The following is a 25,997-nucleotide window of genomic DNA, read 5'->3' as shown; positions in this document are numbered from 1 at the left end:
TTGTGTCGCTATTTGTAAGGTGTAGGATTATTGGTTATAGAATCATGTCGAGCGAATGTTTAGAATGTGATTGTATTCTTGGCTAGTGTTGCTAATGGTTATTCAAAATTTCCTACAATTATACTAATCATAATGAACAATAAACGGTAATATTTGTTATTCCGTAGTATTTAAGGAGGCTACATGATGACAACTTCTTTGCCCTGTGCTACTCTAAAGAAATTACATTCTATCGGTGTTATTGTAGCGATTATTGCGGTTTTTCTGTTGAGCAATAAGGCATTGGCGTTTGAAAAGCAAATCCCTCATAAAGATTTTATAATTTTGCTTTCTAGTCCTAAGAATTTTGTATCAGGTAAAAATGAGTTTGAATTAACCATTAAACAAGGGCAAAAGTTTATCGCAGATTCTGCTCTTAAGCTAAGTTTTACGATGCCAGAAATGCCCGGTATGCCTAAAATGACAGAGGTTGCTACCATTTCTTTGCGGGGTAATAGTTACAAGGGTGTTGTTGTTTTTCCTCATGGCGGCACTTGGCAGATTAGAATTCAATTTAGTGTGGATAACAAAAAATATCAAGCAAAAAGCAGTATAGATTTCTGAATGCAGAAAGATTCTCTGTATGCGAATTTTTATCCTATTTGGTTGCTTTATTTCTACTCTTTATAGTGATTCCTTTGGGGATTTGTTGCAAAAAAGTCTTGAAAATAATGAAAAAATAAGGCAGATTCAATACCAAATTCAAATACTTGAATCCCAAGCGCAATCGCAAGCAAAGTGGGATAATCCCAATATTAGTCTTTCATATAGCAATGCAGAAGTTCCTCAACCCTTTAATCTTAGTGCTAATGAAATGCAAAATATTGGCATTGGTATCACGCAGAATATTGATATGAATGGCAAGAGGAAATTACGTTCCAATCTCATCAAGCAGCAAGTACAAATCAAGATTCTCGAGCTCAAAAACCTTAAGAATCAATACACTTTTTCACTCATGCAAAATATTGTAAATGCAAGCAGGGATAAACATATTCTTAAGTTTACAGAAGATTCTCTTAGCAATATCAGTACTTTATTAAGGGGGTTGCAAGCTTCTAATAATTTTAATCCGATGCAAATCCAAAAATTGATTTTGCTAAAAGCTCGTTTAGAAATCAAAAAGAATGAATTAGAAAATGCACTCGCAAATTCTCATATCGCTATAAGTGAAATTAGCTTTGAGAATCTTCCGCAGTCCTTTTATGGGAAGTTATGGGATATTATGGACATAAAAACTGCTTTGCAGAATTTCACTCAAATGCAAGAAATGGATTTTGTTAATGAAATTATGCAGAGTAATTATGAGATTGCTATAACTCAATTGCAAAACGCAATAAGTAGAGATTCTATAAGAAATGCTAAGAAAGGGTTTATTCCTGATTTGGGGGTAAATTTCGCTTATATGTTTCGAATTGATAGAGCAGATATGTTTACGTTAGGAATCTCAATGCCGATACCAATTTGGGGCAAAGAATCTGAGCAAGTTAGAGAGGCGCATTATCAGAATCTTCTACAAGAAAGTCAAGTCTTAGAGGTTAGCAATAAAGTGAAGCATTCTGCCAAAACGCTTTTTAATAAAATCAAGACATTGCAAAATAATCTAGCGATTATTGATTCCTTGTTGATACCAGCTAATCAAAAGATTATTGATTTGTATCAACATCATGTTACGAGTCAGAGTGGAGCATTTTTAGAGTTTTATACCGCGCTTAATGAGCAAATAGAAGCTGAAATTCTGCGATTGCAAATATTATCAGATATTGTTATAGCTTATTATGATTTGCAAAGTCTTAAAGGAGAGTTATGAGGCAATATTTTCATTTGTGCCGCTCATTTATTTTTTGTAGTATGCTTGGTTATTCTTTGCATGCCGTAAGCTATGTTGCTTATGCCGAGGCAGATTCTTTACATGACGTACAAAATGCAAATACTAAACTTCACCAATTAGACTCTATTCAAGCTCAAGATTCTAAAAAATATTCTGTTAAAATCCAAAAGAAAGAAAAGAAACAAGACATATTTTCCTTTCCCACTATCAAAGTTAGTAGGCTTACGATAGCGGATTCAAGACGGTATTACGGAACGATTCAAGAAGATGAAAGCAGAGTGTACAGCCTTAGTGTTCGCGCAGACGGTTTTATTGAAAAGCTTTTTGTTTCGCAGATTTATGCACCAGTGAAAGCGCAACAGCCTTTGTTTTCTTTTTATGCGCCAGAGATTGTTGATGCGCAAAGCGAATTTCTTGCAACATTGCCCCATTCGCACTTGGCACAGCAAAAACTTTTACTTCTAGGTGTAGATTCTAAGGAAATTGCTAGGCTTAGGAGCAGCCGTAAAATTAATAATGCTGTTACGTTTTATGCACCTTTTGATGGGGTGGTTTTTGCAAAAAATGTTAATCGTGGTAGCGGTGTAAAAAAAGGAGATGAGGTTTTCCGAATCATAGATATTAGCACCCTTTGGGTAATAGCCTCTATTAATCAAGAGGATTTGCCGTTTATTCGTCAGAATGATAATAGAACGTATGTCCAAATTGAAGGCTATCAAGGTAAAGTAGCCGTAACGCTTGATAGAATTTATCCTAATATAGTGGATAATTTTGTTCGAGTACGTTTTGTGCTTCCTAACAATGATTTTACTTTTTTCCCTAATGCTTTTGCGCAAGTTACCATTGAATCTTCTCCTAAAGAAAGGCTTATTCTGCCTAAAAATGCTGTGCTTTTTAAAAACAACAAATATTTTGTGTTCCTTAATGATGATGGAGAATTTATCCCTCAAGAAATACAAGCTAGAAGAATTTTAGGGACAAGATTTTATGAAATTATAGACGGGTTAGAAGAAGGTCAAAGTGTCATAAAAGACGCTTTATTTATTGTGGATTCTGATGCGCAAAATAACGGTTGGTTTGAATAAATGCGTAAGACTAAATCTCAATGTCTATTTATGGCTGAATACCAAATTCTTGATAAATGTCTATTGAGCTTGTAAATTCTTTATCGAACAGTGTTGTTTTATGACAATGCAACATGAGTCTTTTGGCATGCTTAGATGACTTTTTATTATAAATAATATCGCCTATAATTGGATGTTGGATAGAGGCTAGATGGATTCTGATTTGATGTGTTCTGCCCGTTAGAATGCAAATTTCAAGCAATGTTTGCTTGCCTATTAACGCGACTGGTGTAATAATTGTGTGCGCTTTCATTCCTTGTTTGGATACAAATGCCCGTTTTTTTGTTTGTTGTGATTGAACAAGAATATTTTCTGAAATTTCCATTTCTTCGCTGATTTTGCCTTCTACTAAGGCGAAATAAACCTTTTTTACTTTTTGCGCCTTAAATTCTTGGATAGCCTTTTGTCTGATTGTTTCATTTTTTGCTATGAGAATTACTCCTGATGTATCTCTATCGAGTCGATTAATTAGTTTATAAGGAGAATATTGTTTTTCTAACGCGTAGCATTCGATTCCATAGCTTTTATCAAGTATAAGTAGATTGGAATCTTCAAAGATAGTATGGTGCTTTGGTTTTATAAGTACGAACTTTGTGTCATAAGGCAGTGCCAATCTCGCAATTTCTAATCTTTTCCCATTAACCTGCACAACACCATTATCAATGAGTTGCTTTGCTTTATTAGTAGAAATCCCTTCTTGTAATGAGAGAAGTTTATAGGCTTTTATATTGGATTGATTAGATTGTGCAGTTTTTTTGCAAATCTTAGAAGTCTTTGGGGTGCGGTTGTGTTTCATAGTCAAGTAACTTAAGTTTGATAATATTTGACGTCAAAGCAAGCATACAAGCCATATTGCTAAATATGGCTTGTGGCAGCATGGATTCAAAAAAGTTATTAAGCTTATTGTGCGTGTAGCTCTAAGCTAATGGAAATTGCGACTTCCTCTCCCATTGTAACACCTGAAGTATCTTTTGCAATATTAAAATCTTTACGGTTGATTGTACCCTCCAAATTTAATCCCCAAGTTTCTTTCTTTGTCATAGGATTTTGGATAGGACCTTTAAGCTGTCCTGTGAAAATGACTTTTTTTGTAACACCCCTTAATGTTAATTCAGCTTCAACTTTTATTCCCTTTTTGTCTTTTGTAATTTTAGTTGCTTTTAGTGTACCTTTAGGGAAGTTACTTGCGTCAAAATACTCTACACCAAGCAAATGCGAATCTCTCTTTGTGTTACGCGTATTGATTTTATCGATTTGAATCTCACCTTCTAGTTTTGTAAGGTTTTTGGTTTTTGGATCAATTTCAACAATACCGTTAAATTCTGGAAAATTACCATCTACTTTTGAAACAGTCATGTGTGAAACATGAAAATTCACACTAGAATGGGTTGCATCAATTTGATAAGCCGCTCCAAATAACCAATTAACACTTAATGCCCCAGCTACAACTACACTTAGCAATTTACTCATAATAATCCTTTTTACATTATAAAGTCGCTCAGCTTACTTAAAGCTAAGTTTTAGGATAATAACCCGTTAAAGTAAATCTTATAGAATCGCACCGCAATTTTACGGTCAAACACCGAATCAATCATGATTAATTCGGGATTGTTTTGCCAAAATTATCTGCCATATTCAATACTTGATTAATATTAGTGTCTACCCATTTTTTATTAACCCATTCTTTAGGGTCAACGAAATGCCCTTGAATGAGTAGCATAAAATGCACCCCATTGACAAAATTCAGCCCACTGTTTCCTGTTTTGCCAAGAATTGAATATTTGTGAACTATGGTATCTAGTTGTGATATTTCTTGCAAATGAGCATAAACAGAGCTTAGTCCAAAAGCATGATGTAAGATAATTGAATTACCGTATGAACTAAATCTCCCTGCAAAAGCAAGCTTGCCCTCATTGCTAGCGATTACATTGTTTCCTGCCACATCCAATAAGTCAATGCCCAGTCTTGTGGAAGAACCAATGTTCTCTTTGTGATAATTAAAAGTGCGTATGTTACCAAAATGACCAGAACTATCACTAAAATGAATAGGCATAAAGTTAGTAAATTCCGTTGGCTGTATTTGTTGTTGCTTGTCTATGAGAAAGTTGACAGGAGTGATTTTGGAGAAATTGATAATATTTCTATTATCTTCGTGCCTTAAAGATTCAGTCAGGAATTGGAATTTCTCAATGTTCGAGGTAATATTATCAGGAAACGCAATAGTAGAATCCAATGCGGCAATCATTGTATTAAGATATTTATCGCTAATGTAGGTTGTAATGTTGATTTTCTTTCGGACACTATTGATATTTGCGTATAAGGGAATTTTCATCACTTGTTCATTCATTGCTTTATCAATAACGTGAATTTCTCCATCAAAGAAATTGCTATCAAGTGTCCATGGGACCAGACAGAGATAAATAACTTTGCCATGTTTGTTAGTATAGGGATAGACGGCGAAGTCATATTTACCATTACGCAAAAAGACTTTGTAGATACCAGATTGTTTAATCTTATTGTAAATTGCCAATTCCTCAATATAAAATGCAATAAGCGCGCTACCGCCGTGTACTATCCTTTCTGAAGTAGCAACTATTTGTATTTTAGGTGGTTGCGTATTAATAATTAGCTTTTTGGTGATGGTGGTTTTATTTCCTCGAAAAAAATGAGCATTGCTCCAATCACGTACGCTTACTGTATAGATAATCTCATCACCATCTTGTAGATTATAGTCTGATAGTTGTGGGAGCATAACGTCAATTGATTCTTGCTTCTTTGTCAGGATTTCATGTTTATCTAATAACACTGTCCCGTCATTCTTTGCTATATGTACCGTATAGCTTAATAATCCGCTAGAGTCAAAAGCCTGCAGTTTAATGCTATTTGCAGGATTAAAGAATGGAGTGTTAAGGCTGTAAATATTTTTTCTATCTTTGACAACAAAAAGTTCTACATTGGGGGCTATACGTTCAAAACTTGTTGCATTAAGAGAGAAATAATAAAGCCAAATCATTGTGGCACAAATGATAGTTAAAACAACTCTTTGCATAGTGGTCTCGCTTACAAACCGTGATAGGATAATACTTTGTGTAAAGTGGCTAGAATGGATACCAAGTAAAGACAAATTAAGATTTGTCTATGCAATTTTAGAGAAATAGATTCAATGAGTTTAGAACCAATTAACACCCCTATTAGCGAAAATGCGCCTAAAACAATTCCAGCTTTATAAACAGATTCTGTCATAATGCCGTGAGAAAGAAATGATAAACTCCCAGTACAAGACGCGCAAGCAATAAAGAATAATGAGAGTGCTACAATTTTTTTTGTGGCAAATTTTAAGTAATAGGCAAGTAAAGGTGTCATTATTACACCTCCACCGATACCTAATGAAATCGCGAATACGCCTGTCAAAGCACCAATGATAACTAAGATAATATATTTCTTTTGTGTGGATATTGAAGCATCGTGATATTTTGGTTTGGGTCGTGCGAGAAATTTATAAAATGTGTAGCAGCTTACTAACAAAAAGATTGTCATTAGATTCTTAGAGGAAATAACAGCGAGGATAAAACCACTAAAAGAAGCACCAATACTACCCCCTAATCCTAAGAATAGAGCTTCTTTTAAGTCAATATTCTTCTTCTTGAAAACATTCAGAAAGCTGCCAAAAAATGAAGAAAAAACCATTTGCATCACAGAAATTCCCACAGCAGCATGACTAGAAAAATCCAAACTTGGAACTAGATAATGGATATATAGCATACACGGCACAATAATCATACCGCCGCCAATACCAAATAGAGCCGAAATAGCACCTGTGATAATGCCTAATATAGCCAAAGAAATATATTCCATAACAAAATGTCTTTTTCGATAATTTACAAAATTATAACAAATAATGAAGTTTAAAATTAATTCAATACATTGCCTTTTGATAAAATTATAAATCTAGGGCAAAGTCATTGTTATGAACTATAAAGATACTGTATAAATATAAATTATGATAATATTTATTATTTATTTTTAAACTAGGTATTACTTATGATAAGATATATTTTATTTATTGCATTATTTTGGTATGAATTACGCGCTGTAATACAGGAAAACACAACACAACCAGACACTTCTGAAGTTAATAAAACAACACAATCATTTCATGAAGATCAACTTAGACAAGCTAATGATGAACCGAAATCTTATATGCTTAATGCCGTTACTGCTACTACAAATAGTGATACTCTCAAGTCTAAAGAAATTTATCAGAGCGGTAATAGTATCAATTCGCAAATATTGGAATCGAATCCTAGTGGAAATGGCGACATTGGTTCTATACTTAGAATCCTACCTAATGTACAATACGATAACGCACAGCTTAGAAGTACTACACCTGGTGAAATTGACCCAGCTAAGATTTCTATTAGCGGAGGATTGCATTATCAAAATCTTTTTACTCTCGATGGACGTGGTATGAATAATGATTTGAATCCAGCACAAAATGGTTCTACTTGGACTAGCACGGCGCCTAGTCGTTCTCAGGGATTGGCTATTGATACAAGTCTTTTAGAATCTATCAATGTGCAAGATTCTAATATTGGGGCTGCTTATGGCGGATTTACAGGGGGTATTGTGGAAGCCATTACGCGCAAGGCAAAAAGGAAGTTTGGAGCGAATATTAGCTATCAAATGACGCAAGGCAATGCTGCCCCAAAGAAGTTTTCAATGACGAATTATCATATCTACGGTGATAATGCTGCTTTAGATAACTTTGTTAATGCTTATTCTAATTCGGAAGGCACAACAAATTCACCTGTGTTTATTAAGCATCTCGTTCGTGCAAGTATCGAATCTAAATTCAGCGATAATTTTGGTTTTATCGCTTCTTTTGCTACAACACAGAGTTTTATCCCTCTTCGTAGAGTGGATAATGATTATCTTAATACCACGCGTTATCCTATCCCTGCAGGTATTGTGCAAGATGAAAATGGACAAGCGAAACAAACGCAAGCACGCAAGATTTATAATTATTTTATGAAAGTACATTATGACTATTCCGAGAATCTAGGCTTTGAATTGAGTTATACCTATGCGCCAGACTATAATAATCGCTTTCTCTTGGGTGGGAAACCGGGACAAAGTTATGATTGGATAAATGGCGGACATGATATAGGATTCAAAACTATTTGGACGAATGCTTTAGGCAAAATGACGAATATATTGAGTTATTCCTATTTGGAGAGCTCCACGGTTATACATAATTTTGAGCACACGAAGTATTGGCGGATTTCAGATTCTAAAAATTGGGCAAATTGGGCTGGACAGGCAAGAGAAGGCGGATATGCTCCTAGTGAATCTATGCAACATACATTAAGTAATAAATGTATTCAAGATTTTAAGCCATTTAATGTTTTAGGCACTTTACATAAAATGCAATTAGGTTTGGAATTAGGCTATCAGCATGCGAACTTTGCTTATACTGCGGAATATATACGAGCGCAAAACACGATAAAGATTCAAGATTCCGATGTGGGTAAATGCAACAATGAATGGTGTGATAGCTCTAAGACTTATTATGTTAAACAAAATGGTACAAGACCGAATTATTACTACACTCTTGAGACTTGGAACAATGGGCAGTATTTCCATATGGCAAATTTTTACAGCGGTGCTACAATGATTGATAATACAATCCTTGCGACATTTGCCGAAGATGATATTGCTATTCCTATTGCGCAGGCGATGCTTAATATAAGGCAAGGTATTCGTATTGATACGGATTCTTACATGGGTAAGGTTACTTTTGCTCCTCGATTCAGCATAAGTCTTGAAGCACCATGGAATCTTTCTAGTGATTTTGGTACGACATTTATTGGTGGAGCAAATCGTTATTATGGTCGCAATATTTTTAGTTATAGATTACGAGCTGATTTAAACTCCATGCTCACTACTATCTATCGTATGAGTCCAGATATAGATTTTTATGATGTACTAGCGAGCGGGAAAATGTGCAGTGGTAGTATGATTACAGATTCTGATACGGGCATAAGAAGATACAATGATAATTGTCTAGTTACCAATCAAAACTCTGTGAAATTTTCACAGCTTAAAGTACCTTATGTTGATGAGTTTGTGATAGGTTTTGTGCAAAAATTTTGGGATTGGAGTTTGGCAGCAAAGTATATTTATCGTGAGGGTAAAGATGATATTCGCTATACGCGTAGAGATTATGCGGGTTTGCCGGCAGATTCTAGTTATACAACCAACTATTATTTCTTTACTAATGAGGGTAAATCTTGGACAAATGTTCTTACTATTACCTTTAGTAATGACGAAGCTTTAGAGTTCTGCGGTATTAGTAATTTTGTGTTTTTTGCATTTGATTGGACTAATATTAAGCGAAATTTCAATGATTATGCTAGTGCGGCAAGCGCAGGGGAATTAGAAGATGATTGGATTTTATGGGATGACGGCAAAAGCGCGCAAATTATTCGTTGGAGTCAAAGACCGCCTGATAACTTTGTACGACCTTGGACATTGCGACTCACCACTATACATAGCTTCCATATAGGAAAAATTAAATGTTTGTGGAATAATTTTTTTCGTTACCGTGCGGGATACTATGCTATTGCTAGTTCTGGCAATAATAATATTCCTAATATCTTAGCACCTGATGGTACGCCTATTGTTCAGGCTTTTAGAGCTATGAAGTTGCCTGGTAGTTTTACGTGGGATATGCGGATAGGTTTTGAAGTTATTGTTTACAAAAGCAATACTTTTTTTATGAATCTGGATATTTTTAATGTTCTTGATACAAAAAATGTAGCTCTAGCTACAACAAATTTTACTACGGCAGCACTTACACCTACCTATGAAGTTGGACGTCAATTTTGGTTACAAGTGGGATATAAATATTAGATTCTCAATAAATTGCTTTTAGTTTGAGTTTTATCTTCCTAGAGAAACTTGTCTCTTAATAACAAAGAATTAGTGAAATGGGGCGAATAGTTTGAATAATAAAAGAATCTTATGAATGCAGCAAAAGGTATTTGCTTGATTCTTCTTTGGAATAAGGAATCAAATCAAAATGGCTCTCCCCAACTTGTACATTATATGATTGATTAGAGTCTGTTTTGCAGTATCCAAGCACGATACGTCCAGCAAGCATTTTTTCAGAATCTGTGGCGGTTTTATTAAGTAAAGCCAACGGTCCTTTAGCATCCTTTGCGATAATTTTGTCCATCTTATCATGGGTAATATCAAGTTTCTTATTTTCTTCCTCATTACGTGCAACAATTAATCTTGCACCATTGTCTAGTACCATGTAGCGACCTGTTTTAAAGATTGCCAAGTCCTCAAAGACAACTTGTCTATGCGATACCATATCTTTAATTTTTAGTGCCACTGAGGTATCCGTAAGCAAACATCCTCCGCCTGGCTTTTCATGATATTTCCAGCCGTATTTTTTTAATAGTGCAAGCTGTGTTTGCCTGCTTCTACCGCTTACGTCTAGAAGTTTTTCTCTTTGTATCCACCCCATTTTTTCAGGGAAAGTTTCAGGCAGAAGTCTTGCGCTCATAGGTCGCACAATAAGTTCATCTAATGTTTTTGGTTTTGTAGTATCGCTGCCATCACGGCTAAGAATAGAATCATAGAGAGGATTTTCACCTATCTTTCGTACTAGCTGCCGAACTTGATCTAAAGCCTCTCGCCTCTGACTTTTGGGTCTTTGTCCTAACACTTCACCGCTAATAGCAAAGTTTGCCTTGAGTTCTAGCATTTTGGCGAAAGCATGCGAAAACATATTTGCATGGCAATCAATACAAGGATTAAAAAATCTACCATAACCAAATTTTGGTTTAAAAAGAATGTTATCAAAGAATTGTTTAGCAATATCAATTTGGATAAGCTCTGCGCCTACTTGCTTTGCTGCATTGTAAAAATATTCGCTTTTATCTTTGTTGCTACCAAAACCAATATTGAAATTAAGGGCATAGACTTTGATGCCTTGTTCAGCTAAAAGCTGCATGGAAATCATAGAATCTAAACCACCGCTAAAAAGGGCTACGGCACTTATTGGTTGTGTGTTTTTCATTAGAATCTCCCCAATTTATATAATGTTAATGTAGAATTGAAAATGTCGCTGGTTATTATCTGCGAGGAATGACAGGTGAGCCTAGCTCATCTTTTGGGATTTGAGGTGATTTATGGCTTTCTATACAAGCGGATTCTAAGCCCAATTTACATGCTTTTTGGTAGAAACTCTTGGCATGTGCTTGGTCATTTTCATATTTGTCCAACCAATATCCTACATATCTACAAGACAGAGCTTCATTAAGTTGGCATGATTCCTTAAAGTATCCAATAGTTTGTGGCGATTGTAATGGCAATTGTACAAAAGGTGCTAGCGCGTAACCTAATTTTAAGCCCTTATCAATGTAATATTCTACATCTGCATAGTTATCAATAACCCTTAGAACTCGTGCATGATAAAAACAAGAAGTACCGTCATCATCTTCACATTCTTTTTGTGTGAGATTCAACGTTTTATCGGCTATATGTTCGTCATTGATTTTTTCTAGTACAGGAAAAATAGTATTTGTGAGAAATTCTTCATTATCGTCAAGTGCCTCAAAGGCAAAGAATGTATTCACACAACCAAGGCTAATATCATTTTTACATGCTTTAAGGTTTTGTTGAATACTTTTTGCAAGTTGCCTTGCAAATATTTGGCTATTGTATTCTGCAAGTGCTCGTTCTTCACCTATATAATAAGCATTCAAACAATCTATTGTCGAGCCTTTGGCGCATTCTTGGTAGTAAAGCTTGTAGGCTTTATCATATTCGTCATTGGCTAATGCAATACTTGCGAAATAGCTAGTAGTTAATCCATGTTTTTCATTCATGGTTTGGTGTAGTGCGACAATTTCGTCAGTACTTATATTCGGATCATCATATTGAGCTGCATCTTGTTTTGCACAAGAAGCGGTGAAACACATAATAAATATTCCTAGTAGAGATTGAGAAATATATTTCTGTAACGTTTTTGTTGCTTTCATACAATGCCTTCTTAAGAAAGTTGTAAAAATATTTTAGTATAGCTTAAATTCTTTTATTTGTCATTTATAAACTAGGATTCTAAGAAGAAAATTAAGAAATACAAAAACCCCCTTTGAGCTTTTTAACTCAAAGAGACTAAATCTTAAATAAAACAAAGGAGTAAAATGAAAATAAAAAGCTCCCAAAAACCTAAGGAGCATATAAAAGGAGTGGAGAGTAACAAAATCTTTACATGTGGGGTAGGCAAAGATTTTGAAAAAAGGCTTTTATCTTTAAGGAATTGGAGGGGTAACCTTAAGAATAAATAACCTACGTTTTAAAAACGCAAGAAAATTATAAAACATTTTGTTGTTATCTGTCAAGAAAAATGTAAAGAAAAAGTTTACATTTTGCTGTTTTTTAGGTAATAGGTAATAAATTTTATTATTTATTACCTATTAATGACTTGCGCCATTGATTAAAGATGATTGAAAGAAGCAAAATTGATGTTTGAGATTTTCATGTTATGCTTTTGCAAATTGAGTCGGGAGACAAAATATTCAAGGAGAAACGAATGGTTGTAGGTTTTATCCATCATTATGGATTAGGCGATAATATATTGAGCTTTCAAGCTATGTATGAATGTAAGAGATTCTATAACTGTAAGTTAATTGTCTTCGGTAATGCGCTCATGCAACGTTTATTGCAATATTGCTCTTTTGTCGATGAGGTGGTAAATATTCATGTCTTGACTAAAGAATCCGCATTGCGTATCAAAGAATATCGATGCAACTATATTCTTTTGACTAATCCAAAAAGTGGTTATATTAGGGATTTGGCTGTGTGTGATACGCAGGTTATTACTGGAACCAAGTTTTCTTCGTTATTTTCTCGTTATTGTAAGACCGTTCCTTTGTCGTTATTGCCTACATATCGTAGAATGGGCGGTGCAGAAAAATTGTGTAGCTTGGTTAGAAAAATTAATCCTTTTGTTTATGAATTTCATAAGCAGCTTGCCTGTATGACTATGCAGTCCTTATTGGATTTATGTAAAATACAAACCAGCCTAGAACATAAAGTATTCATTACTTCTTTCTTGCAACGAGCTTTTGCTAGCAAGACCTGTTCTTACCTTATTGCTGTAAACCCCTTTGCGATTACTAGTCAACATACATTGCCTTTGCTAGCTTGGTTGAAATTAATGTATGCTATTTCGCAGATTGCTTCTTGCAAAGTATTAGTTATTACTTATCCCGCAGTGCATGACGACTTTATAAAGCAGGTACAAAAATTCGGTAATGATTTGGATTCTGAATTGATTGTTTTCCAAAATACTGATGATGTTCTTAATCTTGTTGAAATTCTTTCACGTGTGAGTCTAGTTATTTCTCCTAGCACAGGTACTATCCATGTTGCTTCTAATTTAGGCATTCCTACACTTGGACTTTATTCTCAAAAAGACACAATTAAATGGGGAACTCGCGACAAACGTTATGTAATTATAGACAAAACAAAAGACACTTTGGATTTGCAACATTCTGATAGTATTATTCAGCAAGTTTTGCAGAATTTAGAATCTTTACTTGAGAATAAGGCTATTCGCACCATTAAACAATATGAGATTAATGATTGATACCTATTGTAATGTCCGTTTGTCTATCTAATCCTATAGTCTTAAGATATTTATTTTTAATCTCGTTAGCTTTGGGCAGTGTAATCTCGTCTAACTTGCTAAATGGGATAATTTTGAAGTTTCTTTTTTTCTTGTCGTGATAAGTATAAATGAGTTCTACTTTTATATCTTGTAATGTAATGTTTTTCGCGAATGCAGATTCTCTATGTGAATTTTCTGCTTTGTTTTTCACAATATGCACGCTAACCAACATACCAATTTTGCGTTCAAGCCCTTGTTGTCCTGAAAGCATATTGCCTAATGAGTAGATAACCAAACAATCGTTTATGCTTTCAATAGGTTGAATAACATGTGGATGATTGCCAATCACAATATTTACTCCTAACTCTGCTAATAAAGTGGCTATTTCTTTTTGTTCTTGTGTGGGAGTAAAGGTATATTCTATGCCCCAATGCATAGAAACAATCAATAAATCCACTTTTTCGCGAATGCTAGCAATATCTTGTCGCAGCATCTCTTTAGTGTATACATTAACGAGATGTTCTTTGCCTTTCGGAATGGGTATGCCATTTATGCCGTAAGTATAAGCGAGGAGGGTATAGGTAATCCCATTTCTTTCTAAGATTCTAGGGGTGTTTCTGTCTTCAAAAGATTCATAGCTTCCAGCGGTTAAGATGGGGTTGTCTTGTGATTGTTTTTTCCAATATTGCAATGAAGCACGTACGCCCTTTTCGCCTTTATCAAGCGTATGGTTGTTGGCTAATGAGATGAGATTAAAGCCTGCTTGCAACATAGAATCCCCAAACTCTTGCGGAGAATTAAATGTCGGGTAGCTACTTAATCCAAGCTCAATGCCGCCTAATGAGCTTTCTTGATTATAGAATGCTAAATCGTGCGCATGGATAATTGGCGTTAATAGAGCCAGCATATTACTGAAGTCATAAGTGAGTTTAGGCTTATTGGTTTGCCTAGAATCTTTTTTAGAATCTTCTAATATCGGCTCTGACTTTTGAGCATCTAAATATACTGGCGTATGCAGCAAGGCATCGCCACCCATAATGAGACTTAATTGTTTTAATGGTTCTTGTTGCGTTATAGTGCTATGGGATTCTGTTGGCAAAGCCTCGATTTGATTGATTGTTACTTGCTGCTTGTGGGTATTTTCCCATATAAATGGCAGAAACGTTATACCAATACATACAACACAACACCAAAGGAGTATGGCGTAGCGCAAATATATTCCTTAATAAATAATTGTTATCATTGTATCACGGTTTGTGTTAAATAGTTTTTAAGCTTTTAATATGGCTTGACTAACTCAATCAAAATATTTATTAGAAAAAACAAAGAACTAAAATAAATATATTACAATTACAGCATTCTGCTTTGTGAAACCCAAATTAAGGACATAAAATGCCCCAAACTATCACTGAAAAAATATTTAGCTACCATATAGGACGTAAGGTATATGCTGATGAAATTGTAGAATCTGATATTGATATGGTTATTGGAAATGATATTACAACCCCTATTTCTATTAGAGAATTTGAAAATGTTGGCGCAAAGAAGCTTGCAAAACCGAATAATTTTTCTATTGTCATGGATCATTTTATTCCAGCTAAAGATATTGCTTCTGCCAATCAGGCGCGTATTAGTCGAGATTTTGCATTAAAGCATGATTTGCAATACTTTTTTGATGAACGTGATATGGGAATCGAACATGCGCTCATGCCTGAAAAGGGATTAGTGGTAAGCGGTGATGTTATCATCGGAGCAGATTCTCATACTTGCACTCATGGTGCACTTGGCGCATTTAGCACAGGCATGGGAAGTACTGACTTGGCGTATGCAATGATTACGGGGAAAAATTGGTTTAAAGTTCCCCAAAGTATTAAAGTTGAATTTACTGGTAAGTTACAAAAAATGGTTAGCGGCAAAGATTTGATTCTCGAAGTAATACGTATCTTAGGTGTAGATGGTGCTTTGTATAGGGCATTAGAATTTTGTGGAGAAGGCATAGAATCTCTTAGTATGGACGATAGATTCTCACTTTGTAATATGGCAATTGAAGCTGGCGCAAAGAATGGCATTATTGCTGCAGATTCTATTACAAAGGCATTTTTAGAAGAAATGCGAACACTCAATAACGGATTGCGAAGTGAGCCTATTTTCCATTATAGCGATGCGCTTGCCCATTATATCAAGCATATTATTATTGATTTACATACGCTTGAACCTGTGGTTGCTTATCCTTTTCTTCCTAGTAATGGGAAAAGTATTTCAGAGTCGAGTAGAGACAAAATCGCTATACAACAGGCATTTATCGGATCTTGCACAAATGGACGTTTGAGCGATTTGAAAATTGCAAGCGAGATTCTAAAAGGTAAAAAGATTGATAAGCGTGTGCGACTAATTGTAACTCCGGGTACACAAAGAATCTATAAACTTGCCTACGAAGCAGGTTATATTCAGACGATTTTAGATGCTGGCGCGCTTGTGAGCAATCCGACTTGTGGAGCTTGTCTTGGCGGATATATGGGAATTTTGGGGGATAATGAAAGGTGCATTTCTACCACAAATCGAAATTTTGTCGGTAGAATGGGTGCGAGAAGCTCGGAAGTTTATCTAGCCAATGCCGCCGTGGTTGCTCAAAGTGCCATTGAAGGGGTAATTGCAGATCCAAGAAAATGATTGCTATTTGGAATCTTTTAGAGATTCATAAAAGTGAATATTTGTGGGTCAAAATTATAGTTCGTATAAAGTGTGTTTGTTGTTTGGTTGTGTCATTCGTAGAGATTAAGAGGTCATGAATAAAGATTTGTTGTTGAGTTCTTATTGTTTTTCTCTTCCTAAGAATCTTATTGCAACAACGCCTGTGTATCCTAAGGAATCAGCTAGGCTTCTCGTCTATCATAAGGATACACAAAAGATAACGCATACGTATTTTGAATATTTGTTTGATTTTGTTCCACGTGATTATTTGATTGTGTTGAATAATACGAAAGTTATTCATGCAAGATTCTATGCGTCTAAGCTCGCTAATCAATCTACAATTCAAATGCAAAACACATCAAAAGAGTTTCTTTATCACAAATCGCTTGGAAATACTAAACACTTAGTACAGATAAGGGGTAGGGCGAGTGTTCAGAATCTCTTTCTTGCTAACGATTTGCAAACTCTCATAGAATTATCACGGGTATGCGATGATGGATATAGGGAAGTAGTGTTCTATAAAATGCCTGCCCATGTTACCACATTACGTGTTGATTCTCGGGAGTTTTTAACTAATTTGCAGAATAAAACCATTATGCAAGATTCTGAAGTGATGGCATTTTTACAGCGATATGGGAAAATTCCTCTCCCTCCTTATATCAAGCGAAAAGTAACAAGGCAGGATTATAAAGATTATCAAAGTATCTTTGCGGATATAAATGGCTCTATTGCTGCGCCAACCGCAAGTTTGCATTTTTCAGAATCTATGTTGACATTTTTACAGCAGCATTACAATTATACATTTGTTACTTTGCATGTTGGTGCTGGGACATTTGCCCCGCTTCAGGTTTCGTCTATTTTGGAACACAAGATTCACAGTGAATATTGCAATCTCACACAAGAGAGCGCGCAAAAAATTATGCAGCATAACAATATCTTATGTGTCGGCACAACTGCGCTTCGTTGTGTGGAGTGGTTTGCTAATCTCAATGGACTTTCATTGGATAAGAATGTTTTGCATTCAATGAAATATAGCGATTGGCAGTTGTCAGGGGAAAATACATTATTCTTGCATCCTTTTAATCGTCCTCGTGTTGTGAGGGCTTTACTCACAAATTTTCATTTGCCGCAATCTAGTCTCCTCTTGTTGGTGAGTAGTTTGATTGGCAGAGAAGAAATGTTAAGAATTTACGCTGAAGCCATTCAAAAAGAATATAGATTCTATTCTTATGGGGACGGTATGCTGATTGTGTAGATTCTGAACTCGATTGTTCTACTGGTGGCATTACAACGTTACTTGAGATTCCAAGATAAATAAATCGTTCGCGATATTTTGGTGGATTGTACATCGGGACTTGTTAAGCTTTTTATTATTTACGTTGAGGTTATAAGAAATGCAATCAGAGAATAGATAGCTTCACTTCATAAATACAAAATGAATTTTGTTTCGTGCGCGATTTATATTTTAGACTTTTATTGAGAAAGTGTTATATTAGAGGCAGAATAATTATTTAAGTTAGAGCACACATAGCACATAAGGGATTATTGCCATGTTGGATTGATGGAATAAAGAGCTATTCCTATACATCTTAATTACATTAATTGTGCAACTCGAGATTTGCGCGATGAATATTAGAGCGATACTATAACAATTGAGACTAGGATTCAATTGTACCAGTATCGCTTTGTTCTGATTCTTCTTTGTTGCAAATACTTGCAAAGACGACTTTATCCTTACTGCCTAAACTGACGATTTTTACGCCGCTTGTATTTCGCCCAGCCTTTCGAATAGAATCCAATGGTACGCGAATCATTTTGCCAGACGAGGTAAGCACCATTAAATCTTGATTAGAATCATTAATGCTTAATACGCTGACAAGCTTCCCCGTTTTATCGGTAAGTCGCATAGCTATTACGCCTTTGCCTCCTCGATTGACGATGCTGTAACTTCCAGCCATTGTTTGTTTACCAATACCTAGCTCGCTAATGCTAAGCAATTTGTCTTCATCGTTTTTAATTGTTGTTGCCGCAATCACGCTATCATTTGGCATTTTAAAACGAATACCAGTAACACCTTTGGCAGCCCTCCCAATATCGCGGATAGAATCAGCACTGAAACGAATACATTGTCCTTCTTTTGTCGCAATAAAGAGCTCGCGTACATTGAAATCAACAATATTCGCCCCTATGAGCTCATCATTTTCTAAGAGATTAATCGCTCGTACGCCATTATTGCGTATATTTTTATATTCGCTAAGATTCGTACGTTTGACAATACCGTTTTTTGTGAAAAAGACAAGCGATTTATCTTCATTGAAATCGCTTGTTGTGATGGTTGTCATAATCTTCTCCCCTTCTTGCAAATCAATCAGATTGACAATAGCCTTTCCGATAGCTGTCCTCCCTGCCTCTGGGATTTTATAGACTTTTAACCAATAAAGCTGCCCTCTGTTGGTGATGAACATAATAGTATCATGAGTGTTTGCAACGAAAAAAGATTGTATGAAGTCATCATCATGAGTGTTTCCACTAATTTTACCTTTGCCACCACGATTCTGTTTTTCATAGGTTTTTAGCAAAACACGTTTTACATAACCTCTATGGCTTATGGTGACTACAACCGATTCATTGGGGATTAAGTCTTCCATATCAATGGAATCATAATTTTCTTCTATGGCTGTTCTGCGCGGACTTGTGAATTGTTTCTTTATTTCGAGTAATTCTTCTTTAATAATATTATTGAGTTTTGTTTCGCTCTTTAGAATGGATTCAAGCTCAATAATAAGTTGCATAAGCTCGCGATATTCTTTTTCGATTTTCTCACGTTCCAAGCCAGTTAATCTTTGTAGCGGCATTTCAAGGATTGCTTTGCTTTGAATCTCAGATAAATTATATTGTGTAATGAGCTCCTTTTGGGCAATGCTAGGGCTTTCACTCCCGCGTATTAGTTTGATAATCGCCTCAATGTGTTCAAGTGCAATTTTATAGCCTTCTAGGATATGTGCTCGTGCCCTTGCTTTTTCTAAGTCAAAAATAATGCGTCGTATAACGATTGTTTTGCGATGTGAGATAAAAACATCCAAAAGTTCTAAAAGCGTAAAAATTTTAGGTTCTTTTCCCTCGATAGCAAGGAGTATAATCCCAAAAGTCGTTTCCATAGCACTTGATTTGTAGAGATGGTTTAGTACGATTTCACTCATAGCTTCTTTTTTTAGTTCAATAACCAAGCGCATACCATCTTTATCCGATTCATCGCGCACTTCGGAGATTCCTTCTATAATTTTTTCTTTTGCAAGAGAATCGATTTGTTCAAAGAGACGCGCCTTATTGACTTGATATGGGATTTCATCTATAACGATTATGTCTTTTGTTTTTGTTTTTTCGATATGTACTTTTGCACGGATTCTAATTCTTCCACGTCCTGTTTTGTAAGCTTCTATAATACCCTGCTTGCCATAAATGATACCCCCTGTAGGGAAATCTGGACCATCAACAAACTGCAAGATATTCTGAATCTCCGATTCAGGATTATCAATGCGATAAATAAGAGCATCAATAATTTCATCGATTCGATGCGGTGGAATGGAAGTTGCCATACCAACGGCTATACCGTTGGAGCCGTTAATCAGGAGATTGGGTATTCTTGTTGGCAAAAGCGTAGGCTCTTGTCTTTGTCCGTCATAATTAGGAATAAAATCTACAGTGTCTTTTTCTATATCTGCAAGCATCATATCTGCAGCGAGTGTTGGACGAGCTTCGGTATATCTGTATGCGGCGGCTTTATCGCCATCAACAGAGCCGAAATTGCCCTGTCCATCCACAAGCTCTAAACGCATAGAAAAATCTTGCGCCATGCGCACAAGAGCATCATAGATAGCACTATCTCCATGTGGATGATATTTCCCCATAACCTCGCCTACGATATTGGCACTTTTTATATATTTTTTGTTATGGGTAAGCCCCAAGTTATGTTTCATTGCATATAAAATTCGTCTATGTACTGGCTTTAAGCCGTCTCTTGCATGAGGCAATGCCCTGCCAACAATAACACTCATGGAATAGTCTAAGTAACTCTCTTTTATAGAATCATCAATGCGAACTTGTTTAATGATAGTATTGTCAAACTGGTCCATACACTCTCCTTAAAGAGCAGAATTTTATCTCATAAATCCTTAATTCCCTTTTAAGATTTGAGAGTTAATGTAAAATTACGATTCTGCAAACTCTTATGGATTATTATCCTGCTGTTTTGCTTTGGAATTAAGTTTAGAAGTTTTTGAATGAAATGTTGTATTTGTTAAAGGTAAAGGCGCAATGTTTGTTTAGTGAATTCTGGATAATCCATAATAGAGAGGGGGATTTGTGCTGCTAATTTGGTTTGTGTATTAAAAATAATAGGAAATAAATAATTAATTTCCGAAGATTCTAAAGGATTATTTAAATCAAGCGGGCAATACACTAGAATTTTACTTTTGGTTGTAATGTGGAGAATCATTGTAATGTATTCTGGTATCGTAAAAGAATAATCTCGTAGTTTGTAGGGATTAACAAGGATTAATTCCATGTTTTCTTGTTGTATTGTTTTGCTGGATGCGTGATTGCATTCTATATCTGTGATGATGAAATTACGATGAGATGCCTTTGTGGTATCTGCGACATAAGAAGAGTTTAACCCCAAGGATTCTAGAATCTTTAATGGATTGTTAATGTTTGTTGCAGTGTAATTATCTGTATGAGGGATTTCTTTGGCAAAGTTATTGGCTAGCTTTTTATTTGTAGTGGGATTTTGAATATTTGTGCTTTGATTCTGCTGTTTAATTGCTTCATCGTGGCTATAATTTATAGTGTGGGTTGTTTGATTACAGGAAAGTGGATTCAGATCTGATTCTTTATGTAGCACTAAATCAGGGCTATTTGAATAGAAAAGTTTTGCAAATACAGAATCTACTTTTTCTAAAATTACTTTATTGTTTTGGTGCATGATACGATGACCGTTATTAATATTTGATTTAAGAGAATATAGAGTTTTCATGGTATATCCGTTGCGATAAATTCTTAAGAGCAAGCAAAATATGTGCCTTTTAGAAAAAAATTGTTATGTAGATTCTATTAATTGGAGTTTGTTTTGTTGTTTATTAATTAAAGATTTGAGTATAATAATTTCCATTTGGAATTTAGTATTTTAATAGTAAGGAATATTATGGTGAATAATAAAAAATACAGCTTATTGTCGTTTAGGAATAAGTTGGTAGGGGTATTTATTGTGTTGAGTATGGGCTTTTCAATGAGTTATGCTAAAGGTAAAGCGGAGGACTATATTCGTTACACCATTGAAAACACATTAACAAACAGCGCGCAACTTGAATGTGAAGGCGACAATCGTTCTGCAATTTGCACAACACCATCATATAGTCTTGAGGACATTGCAGACGGTCTTATGCTACGTGATTTACGTTACACTGTGAATTATCTGGATAGCCGCATTATTGAGCATGTAAACGGCAAGTTTGCTTTTTCTTCTGATGAGTCTGATGATAAAACAACAGAATTGTTTTTTCCTCAATCGTTTGAATGTCAAGAAGTAACTAGCCTTAAAACCAACAAAAACATAGTGCATGATTATCTCTCATGTCAAATTATGAATAATAACCTTAACTATGCACTCAAATTTCGATTGCACACTAGCACAACAGATACTATTGATGGCAAGAAAACAACTCTGACTAAAAAGCTCTTAACGACACTTCGAGGACATTTTGCGGATTTAATAGACGATAGAGACAGCTTTGCAGTGCCTATTATTTTGAGTTTCTTGCAAGAAACTGGTTTGACGATGCACAAGCTTGATGTTTCGCTTACATTTGACTACACTAATCTTTGCAATAAAGCGAATACCAACCGTTTAGGCAGTGAAGAATGTCGCGATTTTTATCAATATTTTGATAGCATGATTGTTGGACGGTTGTATGGATTTGCTATTGGCAGTGTTTATGCAAATGACAATCTGAATAAAAGAACAAAAGACTCATTGCTTAAATTGTTGAAGAATATAAAAGATTCTATGTTATTGATACCAGATTCTCGTGTTAAAACACTTATTTTTTCTTTTACAAATAGATATAAAACGGGATTTACTTTGCTTAGGGCTATTAAAGAGTTGCAACAAGGGACTAACGATGAGTTACTTGGAGCATGGTTGAATAATTATCGCATTGAAAGTGGAGTATTGCATAAGCGGTAAGAAAGCTTGTTAAAAAGCTATGAATGAATAGGAAGTTAGATTCTCTATTATTGATTTATTGATTGGAATTTTGGGAGCTCTGGAATTAAAATCAGCTTGGAATCTTGTGGGGAGATTTGAGAGTACTTAAAGTTAAATATCCTTTAGAATGAAATGTTCTTAAGGTATTCTTAGTTTTATTTCATGATTCCTTAGCTTAGATTCGTGCATTATTAAGCATTATTAGGTTTGTGCATTTTAAGATAAAGCAAAAAAGTAAAAGCATCGAGGGAGGAATATTGAATATTAGATACTAAAGAATAGTAAATATTGAAATGTTGATTGAATCTTGATATTAATATTCCAACATATTAAATATTCAATAGGGTTAAAAAACATTTTTTTTCTGATAGAGAGATGGAATACCAGATTGGTTAAGTTCTCTGTATTTATCGCATCCTTGTTGATAACCTAAGTCGCAAGCCTTACCATAAAATTCCTTTGCCAAAGACATATCATGCAATAATCCTTCTCCACTTTCATGCAGTAATCCTAATTGATAGCATGCTTCTGGTTGTCGGTGTTTACAGGCTTTTTTATAAAAATTATTAGTTATTTCGTAGTCCTGTCTCACTCCCTTGCCGTGATGATATAGCCAACCCATTTTAAAGCAGCTATTAATATTGTGTTTATTGCATGCTTTTTGATAAAAAGCTTTCGCCTCTTGATAATCTTTTTGTTTTTCGTAATAGATTCCAATATAGTAGCAACCTTGCATATCTTTATTCTCACAGGCTTTTTCAAAGAAAGGTTTTGAAATTTCGGTGGAACTTGCGTAGAAATATATTTCACCAATCAGAGAGCATTGTTTCTTAGGTGAGCATTCTTGCAATGTTTTTAATCCGTCTTTTATGATGATTTCGCAGGATTTGACTTTTTTTGCGAGACATTCTTCTAGGCTTATTTCCCAGAAATCTTGAGGTATTGAATTTTCTTTATTGATTCTGATGTGATATTTTTCATGTGTTTTTGTTAAGGCTATTTGAATAAAGATACATACGAGAATTGCAAGTATTTTCATAGTCTCACCTAAAAATATTTAAGTATGAAAATTAAGTTACTATATTTTACAATATTTTTAAACGATTTTTTGAGATTCAATAGAACACTAATGCGGGTAGAGTTTGCATATTGACACAATGACGTTTTTTGCAATATCGCTTATGGCACAAGAGTAATATAGGTGTTATTACAAAGTCTGCATGTAAAAAAAGTAACAGGACTTTTATTTTTTTCTTCATTAAATTGATAATTCACATAATCTTTTATAATTCATATTATATTAGTAAGAATTTAATAGTTTAGAAATTGTTTGAAGGAGCAATATTAATGAAAAATATAGATAACGATAAAGAGTTTTCGCAGAAGACTTTTAAGCCTAATCGTGATTTTGCTAAATCTGCACGTATTAAAAATATGTGTGAATACGAAGATTTATGTTATGAGGCGAATCATGACTATGAGAAATTTTGGGGCGATTTAGCCAAACAAAAAATTCATTGGTTTGAACCTTTTAAACGCGTTCTCAATGAGGATAATGTTCCTTTTTATAAGTGGTTTGAGGGGGGCAAGCTTAATGTTTCTTATCAATGTATTGATAGACATTTGAAAGATAAAAAAAATAAAGTGGCTATTATTTTTGAAGGTGAAATGGGAGATTATAAGGTAATTACCTATCGTAAATTACATGCTGAAGTTAATAAGACTGCCAATCTCTTAAAAAACCATTTTGATATTAAGAAAGGCGATAGGGTTGTGCTCTATATGCCAATGATTCCAGAAGTTGCTATTGTTATGCTTGCCTGCGCTAGAGTGGGGGCTATTCATAGCGTGGTTTTTGGTGGTTTTAGCCCAGAGGCTTTAAGGGATAGAATCCAAGATGCGGAGGCAAAATTGGTCATTACTGCCGATGGCGCATTCAGGAAAGGTAAACCTTATATGTTGAAACCAGCTGTAGATAAAGCTTTAGAGAATAATGCTTGTCCAAGTGTGAAAAAGGTGCTTATCGTAACAAGAAACAATGAAGACATAGAATATGTGCGAGGCAGAGATTATTCTTATAATGAGATGGTCGTACATGAGAGCAGTATTTTTGAGCCAGAATTAATGGATTCTGAAGACACTTTGTTCCTTCTTTATACAAGCGGCAGCACAGGCAAACCAAAAGGAGTGCAACACAGCACAGCAGGATATATTTTACATGCTCAACTCACTATGGAATGGGTTTTTGATATTAAAGATTCAGATAATTATTGGTGTACGGCAGATGTAGGTTGGATTACAGGGCATACTTATTTAATTTATGGTCCTTTAGCGTGTGGTGCTACTACGGTGATTTATGAGGGAACGCTTGCTTATCCCAATTATGGTCGTTGGTGGCAAATGATAGAAGAATATAAGATAGATAAATTCTATACTTCCCCAACTGCTATTCGCATGCTGCATTCTCATGCGGAACATGAACCAAAAAACTATGATTTAAGCTCACTTAAAGTTTTGGGCACTGTGGGCGAGCCCATTAATCCGACTGCATGGAAATGGTTTTATGAAGAAATTGGTGGGAGTAGATGCCCGATTGTAGATACTTGGTGGCAGACCGAGACAGGCGGGAATATGATTACCCCATTGCCAGGTGCTACGCCTATTCAACCGGGTTGTGCCACTTTGCCTTTACCCGGGATTATTGCTGAAGTTTTACACGAAGATGGGACTTCTGTAAAAGCGGGAGAACAAGGTTTGCTCTGTATTACAAAGCCCTGGCCTTCTATGATTCGTGGAATCTGGGGAGATTCTAAACGATATGAGGAAAGTTACTTTTCGCAAGTGAAAAGAAATGGAAAACCCGTATATTTTTCTGGAGACGGTGCCATTGTAGATTCTAAAGGTTACATTACTATTACTGGTCGTACAGATGATGTTGTGAATGTAAGCGGGCATAGAATTGGTACTGCAGAGATAGAATCTGCTATTGCAAAACATCCAAGTGTTGCCGAAAGTGCTTGTGTTAGTAGGCTCGATCCTATTACGGGAGAAAGTCTATTTGCTTATATTGTTTTGCACGATGGAGTCTCTGATAGTACTGCAGAAGAGCTTGAAATTATGAAAGAAATTAATAGCATACTTAGCAAGGACATCGGGAATATTGCAAAACTTGGTGCGGCTCTTTTTGTCCCCGGGTTACCCAAAACGCGCAGTGGTAAAATTATGCGCAGAGTCTTGAAATCAATTGCAAGAGACGAACAAGTAACACAGGATATAAGCACATTAGAAGACCCTAATGTTGTGGAGCAAATTATAAAAATTGCAAAAAATGCTAATTAATTTGACGAAGTGAGTGCGATTCTTATG

General features: G+C 35.2%; 20 protein-coding genes. 10 read left to right on the top strand and 10 right to left on the bottom strand.

Features of this window, described 5'->3' with window-relative positions:
• Nucleotides 1–183: 183 nt before the first annotated feature.
• The 3 genes from CQA66_RS00775 to CQA66_RS00765 are packed head-to-tail and all read left to right on the top strand — an operon-like array spanning nucleotide 184 to nucleotide 2,952.
• A complete protein-coding gene (locus tag CQA66_RS00775; RefSeq protein ID WP_104762583.1) occupies nucleotides 184–603 on the top strand; it encodes a FixH family protein in 420 nt (139 codons plus the stop codon).
• A 19-nt stretch (nucleotides 604–622) separates the two neighbouring features.
• Complete coding sequence (locus CQA66_RS00770) at nucleotides 623–1,846, top strand: TolC family protein (protein ID WP_104762582.1); 1,224 nt, start codon at nucleotides 623–625, stop codon at nucleotides 1,844–1,846.
• Nucleotides 1,843–2,952, top strand: coding sequence for an efflux RND transporter periplasmic adaptor subunit (locus tag CQA66_RS00765; protein WP_104762581.1), 1,110 nt, complete (start codon nucleotides 1,843–1,845; stop codon nucleotides 2,950–2,952). The genes CQA66_RS00770 and CQA66_RS00765 overlap by 4 nt, the downstream gene beginning before the upstream one ends.
• Before the next feature lie 28 nt (nucleotides 2,953–2,980).
• On the opposite strand, the gene CQA66_RS00760 is transcribed toward CQA66_RS00765, so the two are convergent.
• From CQA66_RS00760 to CQA66_RS00745, 4 genes are all read right to left on the bottom strand, one after another.
• Nucleotides 2,981–3,787: an RluA family pseudouridine synthase gene (locus CQA66_RS00760; protein ID WP_104762580.1), complete on the bottom strand. Its 807-nt coding sequence runs from the start codon at nucleotides 3,785–3,787 to the stop codon at nucleotides 2,981–2,983.
• A gap of 104 nt (nucleotides 3,788–3,891) precedes the next feature.
• Entirely contained in the window at nucleotides 3,892–4,461 is a 570-nt protein-coding gene (locus tag CQA66_RS00755; RefSeq protein WP_104762579.1) for a YceI family protein, read from the bottom strand.
• A gap of 127 nt (nucleotides 4,462–4,588) precedes the next feature.
• Nucleotides 4,589–6,040, bottom strand: a complete 1,452-nt coding sequence (locus CQA66_RS00750) for a M23 family metallopeptidase (protein ID WP_104762578.1) — start codon at nucleotides 6,038–6,040, stop codon at nucleotides 4,589–4,591.
• 11 nt (nucleotides 6,041–6,051) lie between these two features.
• Nucleotides 6,052–6,846 (bottom strand): sulfite exporter TauE/SafE family protein, encoded by a 795-nt coding sequence (locus tag CQA66_RS00745; RefSeq protein ID WP_104762577.1) that lies wholly within the window; start codon nucleotides 6,844–6,846, stop codon nucleotides 6,052–6,054.
• Nucleotides 6,847–7,032: 186 nt separating this feature from the next.
• On the opposite strand from CQA66_RS00745, the gene CQA66_RS00740 reads away from it, so the two are divergent.
• The gene (locus CQA66_RS00740) at nucleotides 7,033–9,903 is read left to right on the top strand and encodes a TonB-dependent receptor (protein WP_104762576.1); all 2,871 of its coding nucleotides are present in this window, start codon (nucleotides 7,033–7,035) and stop codon (nucleotides 9,901–9,903) included.
• A gap of 109 nt (nucleotides 9,904–10,012) precedes the next feature.
• Here CQA66_RS00740 and CQA66_RS00735 read toward each other — a convergent pair whose 3' ends face one another.
• The gene (locus CQA66_RS00735) at nucleotides 10,013–11,080 is read right to left on the bottom strand and encodes a 7-cyano-7-deazaguanine synthase (RefSeq protein ID WP_115582519.1); all 1,068 of its coding nucleotides are present in this window, start codon (nucleotides 11,078–11,080) and stop codon (nucleotides 10,013–10,015) included.
• A gap of 55 nt (nucleotides 11,081–11,135) precedes the next feature.
• Complete coding sequence (locus CQA66_RS00730) at nucleotides 11,136–12,044, bottom strand: hypothetical protein (protein ID WP_104762574.1); 909 nt, start codon at nucleotides 12,042–12,044, stop codon at nucleotides 11,136–11,138.
• A gap of 165 nt (nucleotides 12,045–12,209) precedes the next feature.
• Between CQA66_RS00730 and CQA66_RS09205 the strand changes: the two genes are divergently transcribed.
• Nucleotides 12,210–12,353, top strand: coding sequence for a hypothetical protein (locus CQA66_RS09205; protein WP_158657000.1), 144 nt, complete (start codon nucleotides 12,210–12,212; stop codon nucleotides 12,351–12,353).
• 245 nt (nucleotides 12,354–12,598) lie between these two features.
• A complete protein-coding gene (locus tag CQA66_RS00725; protein WP_104762573.1) occupies nucleotides 12,599–13,657 on the top strand; it encodes a glycosyltransferase family 9 protein in 1,059 nt (352 codons plus the stop codon).
• Here CQA66_RS00725 and CQA66_RS00720 read toward each other — a convergent pair.
• Entirely contained in the window at nucleotides 13,647–14,891 is a 1,245-nt protein-coding gene (locus CQA66_RS00720; protein ID WP_233707681.1) for a CapA family protein, read from the bottom strand. The two genes, CQA66_RS00725 and CQA66_RS00720, sit on opposite strands and share 11 nt — an antisense overlap.
• 179 nt (nucleotides 14,892–15,070) lie before the next feature.
• On the opposite strand from CQA66_RS00720, the gene CQA66_RS00715 reads away from it, so the two are divergent.
• Both CQA66_RS00715 and queA read left to right on the top strand, forming a co-directional pair.
• Entirely contained in the window at nucleotides 15,071–16,348 is a 1,278-nt protein-coding gene (locus tag CQA66_RS00715; protein WP_104762572.1) for a 3-isopropylmalate dehydratase large subunit, read from the top strand.
• Nucleotides 16,349–16,463: 115 nt separating this feature from the next.
• Nucleotides 16,464–17,624 (top strand): tRNA preQ1(34) S-adenosylmethionine ribosyltransferase-isomerase QueA, encoded by a 1,161-nt coding sequence (gene queA, locus CQA66_RS00710; protein ID WP_104762571.1) that lies wholly within the window; start codon nucleotides 16,464–16,466, stop codon nucleotides 17,622–17,624.
• A gap of 403 nt (nucleotides 17,625–18,027) precedes the next feature.
• Here queA and gyrA read toward each other — a convergent pair whose 3' ends face one another.
• The gene (gyrA, locus tag CQA66_RS00705) at nucleotides 18,028–20,502 is read right to left on the bottom strand and encodes a DNA gyrase subunit A (protein ID WP_104762570.1); all 2,475 of its coding nucleotides are present in this window, start codon (nucleotides 20,500–20,502) and stop codon (nucleotides 18,028–18,030) included.
• 164 nt (nucleotides 20,503–20,666) lie between these two features.
• Nucleotides 20,667–21,401 carry a flagellar assembly protein FliW gene (fliW, locus tag CQA66_RS00700; RefSeq protein ID WP_104762569.1) on the bottom strand — a complete coding sequence of 245 codons (735 nt, stop codon included), beginning with the start codon at nucleotides 21,399–21,401 and terminating at the stop codon, nucleotides 20,667–20,669.
• Nucleotides 21,402–21,569: 168 nt separating this feature from the next.
• Here fliW and CQA66_RS00695 point away from each other — a divergent pair, with 168 nt between their 5' ends.
• A complete protein-coding gene (locus tag CQA66_RS00695; RefSeq protein WP_104762568.1) occupies nucleotides 21,570–22,610 on the top strand; it encodes a hypothetical protein in 1,041 nt (346 codons plus the stop codon).
• A 367-nt stretch (nucleotides 22,611–22,977) separates the two neighbouring features.
• On the opposite strand, the gene CQA66_RS00690 is transcribed toward CQA66_RS00695, so the two are convergent.
• Nucleotides 22,978–23,670, bottom strand: a complete 693-nt coding sequence (locus CQA66_RS00690) for a tetratricopeptide repeat protein (protein WP_104762567.1) — start codon at nucleotides 23,668–23,670, stop codon at nucleotides 22,978–22,980.
• A gap of 308 nt (nucleotides 23,671–23,978) precedes the next feature.
• Between CQA66_RS00690 and acs the strand changes: the two genes are divergently transcribed.
• Complete coding sequence (gene acs / locus CQA66_RS00685) at nucleotides 23,979–25,970, top strand: acetate--CoA ligase (protein ID WP_104762566.1); 1,992 nt, start codon at nucleotides 23,979–23,981, stop codon at nucleotides 25,968–25,970.
• The last annotated feature ends 27 nt before the right edge of the window (nucleotides 25,971–25,997 follow it).

It is taken from the genome of Helicobacter aurati (assembly GCF_003364265.1).
Classification (GTDB): domain Bacteria; phylum Campylobacterota; class Campylobacteria; order Campylobacterales; family Helicobacteraceae; genus Helicobacter_A; species Helicobacter_A aurati.
Note: the sequence above shows the minus strand (reverse complement) of the source record. Positions and strands in the feature narration are given on the sequence as shown.